Source organism: uncultured Phycicoccus sp. (assembly GCF_947495705.1).
In the GTDB taxonomy this organism is placed as follows: Bacteria; Actinomycetota; Actinomycetes; order Actinomycetales; family Dermatophilaceae; genus Phycicoccus.
On sequence record NZ_CANLZR010000003.1, the window covers coordinates 241,285 to 257,431 of the forward strand.

Below are 16,147 nucleotides of genomic sequence, written 5' to 3' on the forward strand. Positions count from 1 at the left end.
TCCATGGCCACACTCGACAGCGCCCAGTTGCTCGCCGCCCTCGAGCCCACGGTCGAGGAGAACCTCAACCGGCACCTCGGCGCGGCCCAGGAGTGGATGCCGCACGAGTACGTGCCGTGGTCGCTCGGCCGCGACTTCAAGGAGCTCGGCGGCGAGCCCTGGTCGGTCGAGCAGTCCCCGCTCTCGCCGATCGCCCGGACCGCTCTCGAGGTCAACCTCCTCACCGAGGACAACCTCCCCAGCTACCACCGGGAGATCGAGCGTGCGTTCGGTCGGGACAGCGCGTGGGGAGCCTGGGTCAACCGCTGGACCGCCGAGGAGGGCCGGCACGCGTTCTGTATCCGCGACTACCTCCTCGTCACCCGCGGCGTCGACCCCGACGAGCTCGAGCGGGCCCGGATGGACACGATGGAGGCCGGCTACGACTCCGGAGACAAGCCCCTGCTGAACGTCTGCGCCTACGTCTCGTTCCAGGAGCTCGCGACCCGGGTCTCGCACCGCAACACCGGGCGCTTCACCGAGGAGCCCATCGCCGAGAAGCTCCTCATCCGGGTCGCCAAGGACGAGAACCTCCACATGATCTTCTACCGCAACATCATCCAGGCGGCGCTCGAGCTGACCCCGAGCCAGACCATGCGGGCGATCACCGACGAGGTCGTGAACTTCCAGATGCCCGGAGCGATCATCCCGGGCTTCGGACGCAAGGCGGTGCAGATGGCGATGGCCGGCATCTACGACCTGCGCATCCACCACGACGACATCGTCGCCCCCCTTCTGCGGCAGTGGGGCATCTGGGAGCTCGAGGGCCTCGACGCCGATGGGGAGAAGGCGCGCGACGAGCTGGCCGCGGCGGTGGCCGCCCTCGACGACGAGGCCTCCCGCTTCGTCGCGAAGCGGGAGGAGCGGGCGGCCAAGCTGGCCGCCCGACAGCGGGCGTAGGGGCCGGTGCTCGGCGACCGCTGGGGTGTCACCGACGCCGAGGTGGCTCGCCGCTACACCTGCGACGGGGTCGTGCCCGAGCCGGTGCTCGAGGCGTGGCGCGGGGTCACCGTGGCGGCGGCCCCGGCACAGGTGTGGCCGTGGGTCTGCCAGATCCGGGTGGCGCCGTACTCCTACGACTGGATCGACAACCTCGGGCAGCGTTCACCCCGGAGGCTCCTCGGGCTGGACGCTCCGCGAGTCGGTGAGGCGTTCACCCGGACGGGGGGCCGGCCGGTCGGCCAGGTGCTCGCCGTCGACGAGGGCCGTGAGCTGACCGGCCGGATCATGGGCGCCGTCATGTCGTACCTCCTCGTGCCAAACGGCGCCACGTCGACCCGGCTGCTCCTCAAGGTCGTCCTGGCCCGGGGCCGCCTCCTCGCGCCGTTCGTCGCAGTGGGCGACCTCGTGATGGCACGGCGGCAGCTGCTCACGTTCGCCGAGCTCGCCGAGGCCGATCCCACCGGTCCGTGACCGGAGACCGGGGACCCGAGGCGGTCAGGGAGTGCCGGTGGGGGAGGCCGTCGGTGAGGGGGTCGGCGTCGCGCTGCTCGAGGGCGACGGTGAGGGCGACGGGCTCGGACTGGAGCTCGGGCCGGCCGTCGGGCGCGCCGTGGGGGACGCGGACGTCGTTCCCGACGGGCCGGCGGACGGCGAGGCGGCGTCGGTCGCTGAGGGCGATGGGCTCGCCGAGCCGGACGCGGTGGGCGTCGGGGAGCCCGAGGGGCCGGCGCCGCCGAGGGGGCCCTGCTCCTCCTCCACCACCGCGAGGATCTGTTGCTCGAAGGCGGTGAGCTGCGCCTGGATGTCGGCCAACGGGACCTCGCCGATGTTCTCGCCGTAGGCGACGACGTCCTGCCAGATCCGCTCGATCCGGGCGGTCGCCTCGGCACTGAGCGGGCCGTCGAGGGTGACGAAGAGCTGGACCGCGAGCGCGAACGTCAGGCAGTTGACGCAGTCGCTGTTCACCGCGACCGAGATGTTCTGGGGCACGGCGACGTCGGTCTGCCCCACCACGAGCACGACCTGGAAGGAGACCGCGACGGCCGCGCAGCCGGTGCAGCTGGCAAGGGCGTACGCCTCGTTGGTGTTCGTCGCGGGCTCGCTCCCGTCCGCCCAGATCAGCCCGAAGGCCACGTCGTAGACGGCGGTGCCGTCGGTCGTGTTGACCGCCAGCGCCTGGGTGTCGCCTTCGCCGGGGGCGGGGGGCTCCGAGAACGGGAAGATCCAGGTCTGCGGTGCGGGGGAGTCCGCCGCGGTGCCGGCCGGTGCGCTGCCGGTGTCTCGGGGGACGAGCACCATGCCCAGCTGGGGGCGCTCCCGCGTCGGCAGGTCGGTGCCCGCCGGCCAGGCGATGGTGCCCTGGCCGGTCGACCCGACGTCGAACCCGGTCGAGGGGCCGGCGAGCGCTACGGCGTCGGCGAGCGTGCCGCGCTCGTAGGCCTGGATCGGCCGGTAGCGCTCCGAGGACGGCCACCACGCCCAGGCCAGACCGCCCACGAGCGCGACGGCGGCGACCGCGGCCACGGCGCGGCGCGCGGGGCGGCCCTCGGTGCGGGTCCGGACCGAGGTGACGAGGCGGTGGGCGACGCGGACCAGGACGACCGCGATCGCTGCGACGGGCAGGAGCACGACGAGTGCCGACAGCCCTCGTGCAGTGGCGGAGACCAGGTCGCCCTCGTCCAGGGCCGTCGTGAACTCCGCCCACTGCGCGGCGGCGGCCGCCGCCGCGGTCCCGACGATCCGGGGGAACGTCGTGACGAGCAGTACGAGGGTGACGGCGAGCACCGGGACCACGGTGAGGACCCAGGCCGAGACGACGGCCCGGGCCCAGGGCTTGAGCACCTGCGCCTCCGGGCTCCGCCAGTTCCAGGGCAGCAGGCCGCGCAGCGTCGGCCCGATCCGCTGGAAGAGGTCCGGGACCCCGGTGAGGTCGGCGAGGACGTGGTACCCGTCGAAGCGCACCAGCGGCAGGAGCTGGCGCAGCATCTGCAGGATCTGCGCCGCGACGAGCAGCAGGACCGCGTCGTCCCGGGTGAGCCACCACGCCGCGACGGTGACGACGGCGACGATGGCGTTGAAGTAGAGGCCGCCGAGGTCGGTGCGCAGGCGACCGCCGCGGCCGAGCCGGTAGGAGTCGGTGACGTCGGTGTAGAACGCGGGCCAGATGAGGTAGAGCCCGACCCCCATGGCGCCGGGCGGGGCGCCCCCGCGTCGCGCGGCGGCGGCGTGGCCGAACTCGTGGAAACCGGCCGAGAGCACCGTGATCGCGAGCACGGCCAGCAGCAGGCCCGGTCGGGCGAAGGCGTCATGGGTGGCTCCGGCCAGCCCGCGCTCGAACAGCACCCACCAGCAGATCCAGACGAACGCCGCCACGACGAGCGCCACCAGCACCGGGTTGAACAGAGCGGCGAACGGGGTGGTCAGCCGCCGCGTCCGCTCGGGGTCGGTGACGACGGCCTTGAACCGTAGGCCGAGCAGCGGGTTGGAGCGCTGGACCTCCGGCTGGGCGCCGTCCACGGTGGTGCACAGACCCATCTCGCGGAGCTTGCCCACGAGGGTCTCGACGTTCGCGGCGCTGACGCTGCGGCCGGTGGCGGCAGAGACGGCCGCCGCGAGCTCGTCGTGGTCGCGGCGGCCGTCGAGAGCCTCCAGCAGGAGGTACAGCATCGGGGTGAGCTGGATGGTCTGGCCGTCGGCCCGGCGGGCCAGCGCCGGGGGTCGCCGGTACCCCGACCCGCTCATCTCGCCCATCAGCCGGACGCCGTCGGCCCGGTCGGGCAGGGATCCGCCGTCGCTGGTGCGTCCGGCGGCCGGGGCGTCGGTGACCTCGCTCACCCGCGGACTACGGCTGGTCGATGGTGGAGGTCTGGTCCGCGTTCGCGGTGGCCGAGCCCTCGATGTTCTGGTTGATGATCGCGTCCTGCTGCGCGACCGCGACCGCGTCGCTGTCGATCGAACCGATGTTGGCGGCGACCGCCGCATCGATCGGGGCGGCGACGTTGGCGTTGGCCGCGACCGCACCGTTGACCGGGGCCGCGATGTTGGCGTCGGCGTTGAGGTCGACGTCGACGTTCAGCAGGTCGTCGTCGGCGAGGTCGCCCACGGTTCCGCCGACATCGCCCGTGGCGTCGCCGGGCAGAGCGGTGGTCGGGTCGGTGGTGGTGCCGTCGGGGGCGGCCACGCCGGAGTCGGGGGTCGTGGCGTCGGGGCTCGCGCCCTGGGTGATCCCGCTGTCCTGGGTGGAGTTCGCGGTGGCGTCCGCCGAGACGTTCTGGTCGATCATGACCCCCTGGTCGGCCAGGGCCTGGGCGGTCGAGCCGGTGGAGAGGATGTTGGCACCGACGGCGGCGTCGATCGGAGCGGCGACGTTGGCGTTGGCGGCCACGGCGAGGTCGATCGGGGCGGCGGCGTCGATGGCGAGGTCGAGGTCGGCGTTGAGGTCGAGGATCGAGACGACCTCCTTGTCCGGCAGGGCCACGGCGCCCTCGGCTGCGAGCTCCTGGTCGGACAGGCCGTTGGTGTCGTCCATGAGGGGTTCCGTTCGTCGAAGGGTCGGGTGCTCGAGTCACCGTACCCACGGAGACGTCCGGGAAAACCCTTGCGAACACGCGAAATTCGCCGGCCCCGCTGACGGATGCGCCCTGGTCCCGGACCTGGCGTGACCTATTGGTCGATGTGGGGACGGGCCGGCGGGCACCGTACCTGGCGTGACCTATTGGTCGATGGGGGGACGGGCGGGGGTGGGGCCGCGGGGAGAGGTCCCCGCGGCCCCACCGGGCGTCAGTCGGCCGCCTGGAGCGCCTTGACCTCGTCGCGCGCCGCGACGATGGCGGAGTGCTGGCGCTGCACGACCCCGCGGAAGCCCTCGCTGAGGTCCTGCTCGAGAGCCTTCTCGTACTCGGACACGGCGTGGTCCTCACCCGTGACGGCGGCGCCGAGCACGCTGCCGGCGTCGTCACCGGTGACGGCGTCCTTCATCGCGATCCAGCCGCGGTGCAGCCGGGCCGCGAGCGACCCGCTCTCGTCGACCTCGTCGCCATAGGCGTGGCCCAGCTCGACGATTTCGCGGACGAAGCCATCACGCTGCTGCGAGAAGCGCTGCATCGTCTCGGCCCACTGCGGCCGGTCGCTGTCGCGCAGCTTGTCCGCTGCGGCGGCGAACCCGTCGCGGCCGTCCTTGAGCGTCTCGACCAGGTCCTGGGCGACGTTCTCGTCAACCGACATGTGTTCTCCTTCGTCGTGGGAGTGGTGCACGAGCACCCGTACCCGCTGACACCTCGGCGAAACAAGCCGGCACGATCCGCGGCGGACGCGCAGGAGCCTCCGACCCGAAGGCCGGAGGCTCCTGCGCTCCTCGTGTGATCGCTCAGGCGAGGAAGCGGTGCCGCTGGACGATCGGCCGCGACTCCCACCAGCGGCCGAGGCCGAAGGTGTGGCCCGCGCCGGCGAGGACCAGCATGACGAGCACGAGGGCGTACACGATGTGGTCGTCCATGAAGGGGTTGTTGTCCGGCGGCAGGACGGCGGCCCACATGAGCACGAGCATCAGGACCCCGGAGGTCGCGGCGACCCGCATGGCGACACCGAGCATGAGCGCGGCACCGATGGCGAGGAGGCCGAGCATGAACAGCCAGTTGGCCCAGGTGGCGCCGGCGAAGCTCTGGAAGAACTCCGCGAACGGGCCCTTGGTGCCGAAGGACAGGAACCCCTTCGTCGGGGACCCCTCGTTGAACCAGGCGGCCGGGCCGAACCGGTCGACGACGCCGGTCTCGGCGTCCCGCCCGGTGGCGAAGCCCAGGGCGAAGAGCTTGTCGAGGAAGGCCCACAGGAAGATCCAGCCGAGCGCGAGGCGGGTGACCGCCGCGACAGCCCGGAACGTCTTGCCTCCGATGGGCGCGGTGACGGCCCCGGACGTGGGGGTCGTGCTCTCGCGGTTGGTGATGGTGGTCATGGTCCCGGTCTCCTTCGATCTGGTTGGGCTGTGGTGCCACTTCAACAGTGGCGCGGGGCGGTCCTGCGGGACAGGGACTTTGGACCCAACCTTGTGGGACCTCGGTCGCTGGTTCGGGGCGGGTCGCGGTCAGTGCGAGACGGCTCCGGGGCGGACGATCATCACCGGGCAGGAGGCGTGCCGCAGGAGGGCCTGGCTGACCGAGCCCAGGAGCAGTCCGGTCACCTCGCCCCGCCCCCGGCTGCCCACGACGAGCATCTCGGCGCCGCGGGACACGTTGGTGAGGACCCGCCGGGGGTCGCCGTGCACGACCTCCTGCTGGAGGGGGACGTCGGGGTAGCGCTCCGCCATGCCCGTGACCATCTCCGCGGTGAGGGCTCGCCCGTACTCGCCGGCGCGCAGCCTCTCGACCTCGAGGTCCGGCACGAGCACGTCCGCGCCGGAGTACTGCACGGACCACACGTGGACGACCGTGAGGGGCATGCCGAGCCGGGCGGCCCGCCGGAAGGCCTCCTCGACCGCGGCGCGGCTGCCCTCGGAGCCGTCGGACCCGACGACGACGCCGCGAGGCAGGCTCGTGACCGGCAGGCGGTCGCGGATGACGACGACGGGGCAGCGGGCCTGGGCCGCCACCTCCACGGTCGTCGAGCCCACGAGGGCGCTGCCGAGGGCTCCGTGGCTCGGGCCGCCGACGACGACGAGGGCCGCCGTCGCGGAGGCCTCGACGAGGAAGCCCGCGGCGCTGCCGCCGACGCTCGCCGCGGTGACGCCGATCGCGTCGACCACGTGGCCGACCCGCGCGAGGCCGTCCTCGACGACGTGGTCATCCGCCTCCGGGGGGACCGGGACCGGGGCCATGGACTCCGGCCACGGCAGGGGGACGGTGTGCGCGTGCAGCAGCTTGAGGGGGCGGTCGAGGGCCTCGGCCTCGCTCACCGCCCAGTCCAGGGCGGCGTTGCTCGCCGTGCTGCCGTCGATCCCCACGACCACCGGACTCCCGGTCCGGGGCGTGGTGTCCGTGTCGTGCTGGGTGGCCGACGTCGTGGTCATCGGGGGCCTCCTCGGGCCGGGGCCGGCGCCGGATCGGCCGGACCTGTCGACTTCAAGCCTCGGGGCCGGAGCCGACCCGGCACAGGGACTTTGGACCCGCGTCCTGATGCACTTCGCTGGGCCGACGCTGCGGGCTCAGGCGACCGGGACCGTCCAGGTGAGGAGCGTCCCGACGCCCGAGGGGCCCGGGCCCACGACGCAGGTGCCGTCCCGTCGCTGCGCACGGTCCTGGAGGTTCGACAGGCCGCTGTGGCGGGTCGGGTCGCTGACCCCCCGGCCGTCGTCGGCGACCTCGACCGTCAGCGCGGCGGCGCCCGCGCGGAGCCGGACGACGGCCGTGTCCGCGCCCGCGTGCCGGGCCACGTTCGTCAGCGCTTCGCGGACCACGGCGACCACGTCGGCGCCCAGGTCGCCGGTGCCGACGGCGTCGACCGGCCCGTCGAACGCGACGTCGGGGTCGAACCCGAGTGCCTCCGCGACCTCGCGGGCGACGTCGAGGACCAGCGACCGGAGGCTGTTCGCGTCGGGACGGGCGGAGCGGAGCTGGAAGATCGAGGTGCGGACCTGACGCACCGCCTCGTCGAGGGTGTCGACGACGGACGCCAGCACCCGCGACCGGTCGGGGTCGTCGATCGTCGAGGCGATGCCCTGGACCGACATCCCGGCGGCGAAGAGCTGCTGGATCACGTGGTCGTGCAGGTCGCGGGCGATGCGGGCCCGGTCCTCCAGCAGGACCATCCGCTGCTGGTCCTCCCGGGCCCGCGCGAGCTCGAGCGCCACCGACACCTGGGTGGCGAAGGTCGAGGCCATCTCGAGCTCGGGACCGGTGAAGGGGCGGGCGCCGGGCTCGCGGAGCGCGACGAGAAGCGTGGGGGGCGAGCCGAGCAGCGGCAGGAGGATGGCCGGCCCGCCCACCGGGAGGGCTGTCCCTGGCGACGCCTCGAAGACGTCGACCGCGCGAGCGTCCCCGGTCGCGATCGTGCGGTGGAGGGCGTCGGGCGGGTGGATCTCGGCCCCGACCGCGGACTCCGCCGCCTCGCCCGCCACGGCGGTGACGGTCGCCGTCTCGGCGGAGGCGACCTCGAGGACAGCGACCGCGACGCTGCCCGCGAGGGTGCGCACCGTCCGGGCGACGAGCGCCGGGGTGACCGAGGTGGGATCGGCCAGGACCCGACGGGTGAGGTCGGACGACGCGAGCAGCCACTGCTGCCGGCGGCCGCTGTCGGTGTACAGCCGGGCGTTGTGGATGGCGATGCCGGCCGTCGCCGCGAGGGAGACGGCGATGGCCTCGTCCTCGGCGTCGAACTGCCCGGCCCGGGAGTCGGTGAGGTAGAGGTTCCCGTACACCTCGCCGCGGACCCGGATGGGCACGCCGAGGAAGCTGTCCATCGGCGGGTGGCCGGGGGGGAAGCCCACCGACCGCGGGTCGCCGGCGAGGTGGGGCAGCCGGATCGGGCGGGGGTCCTCGATGAGGGCCCCGAGCAGGCCCTTGCCTTCGGGGAGGTGGCCGATCAGGTCGAGCACGTCGTCGTCGATGCCCACGTGGACGAACTGCTCGAGACCGAGCCGGTCGGGGGCGACGACGCCGAGGGCCCCGTACCGCGCGCCGACGAGCTCGAGGGCAGCCTCGACGATGCGGCGCAGCACCGTGGGCAGGTCGAGGTCGGCGACGATGCTCTCGTTGGCGGCGACGAGCCGCTGGAGCCTCGCGTCACCCGGGCCGGGCGCCGTCATCGATCGGGGCCCAGCAGCCGGGTGGCGAGGACGGCTGCCTGGGTGCGCCGCTCGAGGCCGAGCTTGTGGAGCAGCACCGACACGTAGTTCTTGATCGTCTTCTCGGCCAGCGACATCTGCTCGCCGATCTGGCGGTTGGTGAGGCCCTCGGCGATGAAGCCGAGCAGCCGCAGCTCCTGCGGGGTGAGCCCGGCCAGCTCGGGGGCGGTCTCCTGGCCGTTGCGCACCCGGTCCAGCACGCGGGTCACCAGCGCGGGGTCGATGAGGGACTGCCCCGCGGCGACCCGGCGTATCGAGTCGACGAGGTCGAGGCCCTTGACGTCCTTGAGCACGTACCCCACGGCACCGGCCATGATCGCCGCGAACAGCGCCTCGTCGTCGTCGTAGGAGGTGAGGATGAGGGCCCGGATGCCGGGGTCGACGGAACGGATCGCGCGGCACACCTCGATGCCGGACCCGTCGGGCAGGCGCGCGTCGAGGACGGCCACATCGGGGCGCAGCGCGGGGATGCGGGCGGTCGCCTCGCCGGCGGTCCCGGACTCCCCGACCACCTCGATGTCACCGGCGGACTCCAGCAGGGTGCGCAGCCCCTGCCGGACGACCTCGTGGTCGTCGAGGAGGAAGACCCGGACCGGCGGCTGCGTCATGGGTCCATTCATTCGGGTCGAGGCGCCCACCGCAAGCCTGACACCGCGACATGCGCACGAGGACCGGCCGGCGCAGGGACACTGCCTCGAGCGCGGTGTCGCGGTCGACCATGGCCCCGCACCAGCAGGCTGCGCTGTCGACCAACACCGTCAGTTGAGCGGGCGGGTGTCCTCGGGCAGCGCCCCGTCCCCGGCGAGCGCGCGCTCGGTGAGCTGCTGGAGCGCGGTCAGGGCCACCCGCTGCGACCACGGCCCGTAGGTGACGCGCGCGACGCCCAGTGCCTCGAGCTCGGACAGCGGCAACGTCCCGGGGATGCCGATGACGGTGAGCCGCTGCGGGCCGAGCTCGCCGACGAGGCGCTCGATGTGCCCGCGCTCGACGACCCGGGGCACGAACACGACGGGCGCCCCGGCGTCGAGGAACGCCCGGCAGCGCACGACCGCCTCGTCGAGGCACTCGTCCGGCGAGCGGCCCTCGGGACGTACGAACGCGTCGGTGCGGGCGTTGAGGACGAAGTCGGGGACGCCCAGGTCCGTCGCGGCCGCCATGACGTCCTCGACGGCGCGCACCGCCTCGGCCAGGGGGCGCATGCCGTCCTCGATGTTCGCCCCGACGACGCCGAGGTCGATCGCCCGCCGCACGGTCACGGCGGGGTCGCCGTAGCCCGCTTCGAGGTCGGCGCTCACCGGCAGGCTCGTGGCGCCCACGATCCGGGCTATCGCCGCGAGCATCTCGTCGAGGGGGATCTTCTCGCCGTCCGGGTAGCCGAGCGAGGCCGCGATCGAGTGCGACGCCGTGGCCAGCGCCGCCGTGCCGGGCGTCTCCGCGACGACCCGGGCGCTGGCGACGTCCCAGACGTTGACGAGGGTGAGCAGCGTCGGGACCCGGTGCAGCTCGAGGAAGGAGGTGGCGAGGGCGGCGGTGTCCTGTGACATGGCGGCAAGCATCGCCCCGGGCCCGACGTTCGACAAGCCCCCGCCCGCGAGATGGGTCACCGCCTGCGACCTAGAGTGGGACGGGTGGCCGGTTCCGGCTGCCCGGTTCGACGAACGGAGTGGGATGGACCTCGACCTCGGGATGCTGCTCGTGCGGCTCGCCCTCGGCCCGATGCTCGTGCTGCACGGCGCCAACAAGGTGTGGGGCGGCGGCGGGCTCACCGGGACCGCGGGCTGGTTCGAGTCGCTCGGTCTGCGCCCCGGGTGGCTCCACGCCCGGATCGCCGCCGGCACCGAGATCGTCGCGGGGCTGCTCGTGACGTTCGGCCTCGGCACCGGGCTCGCGGCCACGGCGTTCGTCGGGCTCATGACCGTCGCGGCCCTCACCGACCACCGGGGCAAGGGGTACTTCGTCTTCAAGGGCGGCTGGGAGTACGTCGTCCTCGTCGCGATCGTCGCCGTCGCGCTCGCGGTCATCGGTCCCGGCGACTGGTCGCTCGATGCCGCGTTCGGCCTGCCGCTCTCCGGCATCGGCTGGGGTGCCGTCGCCGCGGTGGGCGGTGTCGGCGCCGCCCTCGGGATGCTCGCGATGTTCCGCCGGCCGGTCCCCGACGAGTCCTGATGCCCGTCCGGACCCTGCCGGGCAGCTGGGACGCCGACGCGCTGCTCGCCGCCAAGGGCGACACCCGGGTCACCGTCGTCGTCCCGGCCCGGGACGAGGAGGACACCGTCGGCGACGTCGTCGCCGGCATCCGGCAGGCCTGGCTCCAGGACGTGCCCCTCGTCGACGAGCTGATCGTCATCGACTCCGACTCCACCGACCGCACCGCCGCCGTCGCCCGCGCCGCGGGCGCCACGGTGCATGCCGCCCGCGACGTGCTGCCCGGCCTGCCTCCGGCCCGCGGCAAGGGCGAGGCGCTCTGGAAGTCCCTGCACGTGAGCACCGGCGACGTCCTCGCGTTCCTCGACGCCGATCTCATCGAGTGGGGCCCCCACTTCGTCAGCGGCCTGCTCGGTCCGCTGCTCACCGACCCCGGCATCGCGCTCGTCAAGGCCGTCTACGACCGGCCCCTCCTGGACGCCGCGGGGCGCGAGGCCGAGACGGGCGGCCGGGTCACCGAGCTCGTCGCGCGCCCCCTCATCGCCCTGCACCATCCGCACCTGGCCGGGCTCGTCCAGCCGCTCGCCGGCGAGTGGGCGGTGCGCCGCTCCGTTCTCGAGCAGTTCCGGGTCCCGGTCGGCTACGGCGTCGAGATCGCCGCGCTCGTCGACACGGCGACGGCGTTCGGGGCGTCGTCGATCGCCCAGGTCGACCTCGGCCGGCGCGCGCACCGGCACCACCGGCACGACACCCTCGGGCCGATGGCCGTGCAGGTCATCGCCGCCGTCGAGGCGCGGCTGGACCGCTCCGCCGCACCGCGCGACACCGCCCGGCTCACTCAGTACGACCGGACCGGGTCGGGGTTCGCGCCGCACCCCCGCCACGTCGACCTCACCGAACGCCCTCCGGCCGTGAGCATCGAGGGCTACGCGGGAGCCTCCCGATGAGCCGCGGAGCGCCGCTGCGGCTGGGCCGCCGTGAGTACGCCCCGACGGCGCGTCTCGTCATGGCCATCGTCAACCGCACCCCGGACTCGTTCTACGACAAGGGCCTCACCTGGGGCGAGGACGCCGCGATGGACCGGGTCCGCCAGGTGGTCGACGAGGGCGCCGACCTCGTCGACATCGGCGGGATCAAGGCGGCACCCGGGGCCGTGATCGACGCCGACGAGGAGAAGCGCCGGGTCGTCGGGTTCGTCGCTCGGGTCCGTGACGCCTACCCCGACCTCGTCATCAGCGTCGACACGTGGCGCAGCGAGGTCGCCCGGGCCGTCTGCGAGGTCGGCGCCGACGTCATCAACGACGCCTGGGGCGGGGTCGACGCCGGTCTGCCCGACGTGGCCGCTGAGTTCGGAGCCGCCCTCGTGTGCACCCACACCGGTGGCGTCACCCCGCGCACCCGGCCCCACCGCATCGAGTACGACGACGTCGTCGCCGACGCCCGCGACTCGCTGGTGCGGCAGGCCGAACGGGCCGTCGGGGCCGGGGTCGAGCGGGAGCGCGTGGTCATCGACCCCGCGCACGACTTCGGCAAGAACACGTGGCACTCCCTGGAGGTGACCCGCCGGCTCGACGAGCTGACGGGCCTCGGGTGGCCGGTGCTCGTGTCGCTGTCGAACAAGGACTTCGTCGGCGAGGCCCTCGACCGCCCCGTCGGGGAGCGGCTCACCGGCACGCTCGCCGCCACAGCGCTGTGCGCGTGGCACGGGGCTCAGATCTACCGGGTGCACGAGGTGCCCCAGACCCGCGAGGTGCTCGACCTCGTGTCGACGGTGCGCGGCGACCTGCCGCCGGCCCGGACCGTCCGGGGGCTCGGATGAGTGGGTCGGTCGTCGTCGTCCCGAGCGCGCCGCTGCTGCTGCCCGAGTACACCGGCCGCCAGGACGTCGGCGCGGACCTGCGGGACCGCGCCGTCGAGGCGATCCGCGCCGCCACCGACACCGACGGCAGCGACCGGGCAGTCCTCGTCGTGGCGACCGACCGCGAGCAGCGCGGCACGCGCCCCCCGCTCGGCCAGCGCGTGGGCCGGCACCTTTGCGAGCTCGCCGGGGTCGGGGTCGACGGCGTCGTCGCCGTGTCGTGGGACGCCACCGTCGACGAGTGCCGGGCGGTCGGGGAGCACCTGGGCCGGCGGCCCGCCGCCACCCTCGTCGTCGTCGCCGACGGCAGCGCCCGGCGGGGCGAGAAGGCGCCCGGGCACCTCGACGACCGGGCCGCGGCGCTGGACGACGAGATCGTCGCGGCGCTACGGACGGCCGACCCCGAGCGTCTGCTCGCGCTCGACCCCGGCCTGTGCGCCGACCTCCTCGCCCACGGTCGGGCTCCCCTCCAGGTCGCGGCGGCGGCCATGGCCGGCCGGGGCGAACCGCGGTGCACCGAGCTCGAGGTGAGCGACCCGCTGGGGGTCCTGTACGTCGTGGCCCGGCTCGCCGTCGGCTGAGCGTCGCCGCCGCGTGACCCCAAGACGACCCCGGGCCGGAGCCCGGGGTCGTCCCCGATCCGCCGAGCGTGTCGGCGGCTCTTGGACCCCGGCGGCGGCGGAGGAAGCCGACGGCGGGGCCGGTCTGGGGGTGTCCACGAGCGGTTCGACGCGGGGCGGCCGGTCGGATTGGCGTGATCACCTTGACGGTTGATCAACAAAAGAGTTGAATACACCGCACACCGGATGCGACGGAGGTGGTCATGGGTACGCAGAGACCCGCGCGGCCGCCCGTCGACGACCCTCTCGTCGACGCCGGCTTCGCGGCGCTGGCCGACCCCGTGCGCCGCGCCATCGTCGCGCGGCTCAGCCGGGGCCCGGCCACCGTCAACGAGATCGCCGAGCCCTTCGCCATCTCGCTGCAGGCGGTGTCCCGGCACATCCAGGTCCTCGAGCAGGCGGGCCTGGTCACCAAGGGACGGCAGGCCCAGCGCCGGCCGGTCCAGCTCGACCCCGCGGCGCTCGAGCGCCTCACCGCCTGGATCGACGGCTATCGGCTCGCGCACGAGCGGTCCTTCCGGCGCCTGGACGCCCTCGTCGCGTCCGATCCCGCTCCCACCACGAGAAGGAAGACCCGATGAGCAACTCCCTGTACCTCGACGTCCCGGCCGACGTGCCGTGGATCGACTTCACCCGCGAGTTCGACGCCCCCGTGGCCGCCGTGTTCGACGCACATCGCGACCCCGACAAGGTGCGCCGCTGGCTCGGGCCGTACGGCTACGACATGGAGATCCTGCGCTGGGACGTCGCCGACGGCGGCGGCTACACCTACATCCACCGGGACCCCGACGGCGCCGAGTACGGGTTCCGCGGGGTGTTCCACACGGTGCGCGAGGACGAGCTCATCGTCCAGACCTTCGAGTACGCGGGCGCCCCGGACGAGGTCGCGCTCGAGTTCCTCACCTTCGAGGACCTCGGGGGTGGCCGCACGCGGCTCCGCGGGCGCAGCGTCGGGCGGACGGTCGAGGGGCGCGACGCGATGGTCGAGTCCGGCATGGAGGGCGGCATGCGCGAGGGCTACGTCCGGCTCGACGGCGTCCTCGCCGAGGCCGGGTGACCGGGATGGACTGGACACTCGAGGTCGTCGTCGTCCCCGTCTCCGACGTCGATGCCGCGATCGCGTTCTACCGGGACCTCGTCGGCTTCCACCTCGACCACGACACCGACACCCCCGGTGGGCGCGTCGCGCAGCTGACGCCGCGGGGGTCCGGGTGCTCGGTCGTCGTCGGGACCATGCCGAACCTCCAGTCGATGACGCCGGGCAGCCTCCACGGGCTCCAGCTCGTCGTCGCCGACGCCGAGGCCGCGCGGGCGGAGCTGGTCGCGCGCGGCGTGGAGTGCGACGACATCTACCGCTTCGACGACGAGCGCGACGGCAGCACGTTCTTCGGCTTCCGCGACCCCGACGGCAACGCGTGGGCGGTGCAGCAGATCGCGGCCCGCGCGCAGCGACCCCTCATGGCGCGGGACACCGGCACGCCCTGACGTGGGCGGTCAGCGCCCGGCGTCGTCGGGCTCCGGAGCCTCGCCGGTCCCCGCGATGGCGCGGCGCTGCAGGCGCTCGCGGACCTCGTCCGGGGTGTAGGCGCGGCGGGCCCGTTCGTCGCGGGCGATGAGCGCGCCGGTCGCGACGACGCCGGCCGCCCCGGCCACGCCGAGGATCTTCACCCACCTGTTCCGGTTCACCCTCGTCACCCTAGCGAGGGCCGCCGGGCACACTGGGGTCATGGCGCGCACCGGCACCCAGGCCGTCCCGTTCGACGAGGCCGTCGCGGCGACCCGGACCGGCGACCTGTGGATCTTCCGCGGCGGCACCGTCGCCGACCGGCTCATCCAGACGGCCAGCAACGCCCCGGTCAACCATGTCGGGATGGCACTGGTCGTCGACGACCTGCCCCCGCTCATGTGGCACGCCGAGCTCGGCCGCTCGCTGCGCGACCACTGGACCGGCGACCACCACCGCGGGGTTCAGCTGCACGACCTCGGCGAGGCCGTGCGCACGTGGCAGGTCCGCTACGGCCAGCAGGCCTGGCTCCGTCAGCTCGACCCGGGCGCCGGGCCCGAGCAGGAGGATGCCGCGCTGCGCACGATCGCCCGGCTCGACGGCGTCTCGTTCCCCTCGACGCTGCGACTCGGCCTGCGGTGGCTGCGCGGCCGTGACGCCCATGTCACCCGTCGGGCCCGGGAACGCAAGGCCCTGCGCCCCGAGGACGCCTACTGCGCCGAGGTCGTCGCGGCCACGCTCGAGGAGATGGGCATCCTGCGCCCCGACGTGCCGACGAACTGGTACGACCCGGGCCGGTTCTGGAGCGGCGACTCGCTGCCGCTCAACGCGGGCTGGTCCTACGGGATCGAGGTCGAGGTGGCCCGGCCCGCGGACTGACCGAGTCCGGCTCAGGACGGCCGCTGGCCGGCTCGCTGGCGCCGGACCCACGGCAGGGCCACGGCGACGACACCGACGGCGAGGGCGGAGGCCCCGGCGAGCAGGCCCCAGAGCACGCACCACGCGAGGACCACGACGCCCTCCCAGATGACGGTCGTGTACGCGAGGTCGGGGGTGCGCTGGGCCGCGAGCCACGCACCACCGATGAACCCGAGGCTCGTCAGCAGCATGAGGCCGAGGGTGAGGCCGGCCGAGCGCGCGAGCGCGCGCACCGGCGGGATGGCCCTGCGGCGCTCCTCGGGGACGTCCACGCGGTCGGCGAAGGCCTCGAAGACGTCGGGGGCGGGCCCCGGCTCGCGGCGACGCATGGGGCAAGAGCATACGGG

20 protein-coding genes are annotated in these 16,147 nt (G+C 74.0%); 10 read left to right on the top strand and 10 right to left on the bottom strand.

The annotated features are described in order from the left end of the window. The first annotated feature begins 3 nt into the window (after positions 1 to 3). Both Q0963_RS06285 and Q0963_RS06290 read left to right on the top strand, forming a co-directional pair. A complete protein-coding gene (locus Q0963_RS06285; RefSeq protein WP_299444279.1) occupies positions 4 to 939 on the top strand; it encodes an acyl-ACP desaturase in 936 nt (311 codons plus the stop codon). 6 nt (positions 940 to 945) lie between these two features. Beyond that, on the top strand, positions 946 to 1,452 hold the full coding sequence (locus tag Q0963_RS06290) for an SRPBCC family protein (RefSeq protein ID WP_299444281.1): 507 nt from the start codon (positions 946 to 948) through the stop codon (positions 1,450 to 1,452). A 24-nt stretch (positions 1,453 to 1,476) separates the two neighbouring features. On the opposite strand, the gene Q0963_RS06295 is transcribed toward Q0963_RS06290, so the two are convergent. The 8 genes from Q0963_RS06295 to Q0963_RS06330 all read right to left on the bottom strand — a co-directional run bounded on the left by Q0963_RS06295 (position 1,477) and on the right by Q0963_RS06330 (position 10,299). Then, positions 1,477 to 3,816 (bottom strand): hypothetical protein, encoded by a 2,340-nt coding sequence (locus Q0963_RS06295; RefSeq protein WP_299444284.1) that lies wholly within the window; start codon positions 3,814 to 3,816, stop codon positions 1,477 to 1,479. A 7-nt stretch (positions 3,817 to 3,823) separates the two neighbouring features. Then, positions 3,824 to 4,510 (bottom strand): peptidoglycan-binding protein, encoded by a 687-nt coding sequence (locus Q0963_RS06300; protein WP_299444287.1) that lies wholly within the window; start codon positions 4,508 to 4,510, stop codon positions 3,824 to 3,826. Positions 4,511 to 4,761: 251 nt separating this feature from the next. Further along, complete coding sequence (locus tag Q0963_RS06305) at positions 4,762 to 5,205, bottom strand: PA2169 family four-helix-bundle protein (protein WP_299444290.1); 444 nt, start codon at positions 5,203 to 5,205, stop codon at positions 4,762 to 4,764. A 142-nt stretch (positions 5,206 to 5,347) separates the two neighbouring features. Continuing rightward, complete coding sequence (locus Q0963_RS06310; protein WP_299444293.1) at positions 5,348 to 5,932, bottom strand: DoxX family membrane protein; 585 nt, start codon at positions 5,930 to 5,932, stop codon at positions 5,348 to 5,350. A 129-nt stretch (positions 5,933 to 6,061) separates the two neighbouring features. Beyond that, positions 6,062 to 6,982 (bottom strand): universal stress protein, encoded by a 921-nt coding sequence (locus tag Q0963_RS06315; protein WP_299444296.1) that lies wholly within the window; start codon positions 6,980 to 6,982, stop codon positions 6,062 to 6,064. A gap of 135 nt (positions 6,983 to 7,117) precedes the next feature. Further along, positions 7,118 to 8,716, bottom strand: coding sequence for a GAF domain-containing protein (locus Q0963_RS06320; RefSeq protein ID WP_299444300.1), 1,599 nt, complete (start codon positions 8,714 to 8,716; stop codon positions 7,118 to 7,120). Next, entirely contained in the window at positions 8,713 to 9,363 is a 651-nt protein-coding gene (locus tag Q0963_RS06325) for a response regulator transcription factor (protein ID WP_299444303.1), read from the bottom strand. The genes Q0963_RS06320 and Q0963_RS06325 overlap by 4 nt, the downstream gene beginning before the upstream one ends. A 150-nt stretch (positions 9,364 to 9,513) precedes the next feature. Beyond that, positions 9,514 to 10,299: an isocitrate lyase/phosphoenolpyruvate mutase family protein gene (locus Q0963_RS06330; RefSeq protein WP_299444306.1), complete on the bottom strand. Its 786-nt coding sequence runs from the start codon at positions 10,297 to 10,299 to the stop codon at positions 9,514 to 9,516. 124 nt (positions 10,300 to 10,423) lie between these two features. Between Q0963_RS06330 and Q0963_RS06335 the strand changes: the two genes are divergently transcribed. The 7 genes from Q0963_RS06335 to Q0963_RS06365 all read left to right on the top strand — a co-directional run bounded on the left by Q0963_RS06335 (position 10,424) and on the right by Q0963_RS06365 (position 14,863). After that, positions 10,424 to 10,921 carry a DoxX family protein gene (locus Q0963_RS06335; protein ID WP_299444309.1) on the top strand — a complete coding sequence of 166 codons (498 nt, stop codon included), beginning with the start codon at positions 10,424 to 10,426 and terminating at the stop codon, positions 10,919 to 10,921. Then, positions 10,921 to 11,847, top strand: coding sequence for a glucosyl-3-phosphoglycerate synthase (locus Q0963_RS06340; RefSeq protein ID WP_299444312.1), 927 nt, complete (start codon positions 10,921 to 10,923; stop codon positions 11,845 to 11,847). The genes Q0963_RS06335 and Q0963_RS06340 overlap by 1 nt, the downstream gene beginning before the upstream one ends. After that, the gene (folP, locus tag Q0963_RS06345; protein ID WP_299444315.1) at positions 11,844 to 12,719 is read left to right on the top strand and encodes a dihydropteroate synthase; all 876 of its coding nucleotides are present in this window, start codon (positions 11,844 to 11,846) and stop codon (positions 12,717 to 12,719) included. Before Q0963_RS06340 ends, folP begins: the two co-directional genes overlap by 4 nt. Then, positions 12,716 to 13,339, top strand: a complete 624-nt coding sequence (locus Q0963_RS06350) for a hypothetical protein (protein ID WP_299444318.1) — start codon at positions 12,716 to 12,718, stop codon at positions 13,337 to 13,339. Before folP ends, Q0963_RS06350 begins: the two co-directional genes overlap by 4 nt. A gap of 242 nt (positions 13,340 to 13,581) precedes the next feature. Next, positions 13,582 to 13,959: a helix-turn-helix transcriptional regulator gene (locus Q0963_RS06355; protein WP_299444321.1), complete on the top strand. Its 378-nt coding sequence runs from the start codon at positions 13,582 to 13,584 to the stop codon at positions 13,957 to 13,959. Further along, positions 13,956 to 14,435, top strand: a complete 480-nt coding sequence (locus Q0963_RS06360; protein ID WP_299444324.1) for an SRPBCC family protein — start codon at positions 13,956 to 13,958, stop codon at positions 14,433 to 14,435. Before Q0963_RS06355 ends, Q0963_RS06360 begins: the two co-directional genes overlap by 4 nt. A gap of 5 nt (positions 14,436 to 14,440) precedes the next feature. Continuing rightward, a complete protein-coding gene (locus Q0963_RS06365; protein ID WP_299444328.1) occupies positions 14,441 to 14,863 on the top strand; it encodes a VOC family protein in 423 nt (140 codons plus the stop codon). Between the two features lie 9 nt (positions 14,864 to 14,872). On the opposite strand, the gene Q0963_RS06370 is transcribed toward Q0963_RS06365, so the two are convergent. After that, positions 14,873 to 15,064, bottom strand: coding sequence for a hypothetical protein (locus tag Q0963_RS06370; RefSeq protein ID WP_299444330.1), 192 nt, complete (start codon positions 15,062 to 15,064; stop codon positions 14,873 to 14,875). A 40-nt stretch (positions 15,065 to 15,104) separates the two neighbouring features. Between Q0963_RS06370 and Q0963_RS06375 the strand changes: the two genes are divergently transcribed. Further along, positions 15,105 to 15,761: a hypothetical protein gene (locus tag Q0963_RS06375; RefSeq protein WP_299444332.1), complete on the top strand. Its 657-nt coding sequence runs from the start codon at positions 15,105 to 15,107 to the stop codon at positions 15,759 to 15,761. Positions 15,762 to 15,772: 11 nt separating this feature from the next. On the opposite strand, the gene Q0963_RS06380 is transcribed toward Q0963_RS06375, so the two are convergent. Then, positions 15,773 to 16,129 (bottom strand): hypothetical protein, encoded by a 357-nt coding sequence (locus Q0963_RS06380; protein ID WP_299444334.1) that lies wholly within the window; start codon positions 16,127 to 16,129, stop codon positions 15,773 to 15,775. Positions 16,130 to 16,147: the final 18 nt, after the last annotated feature.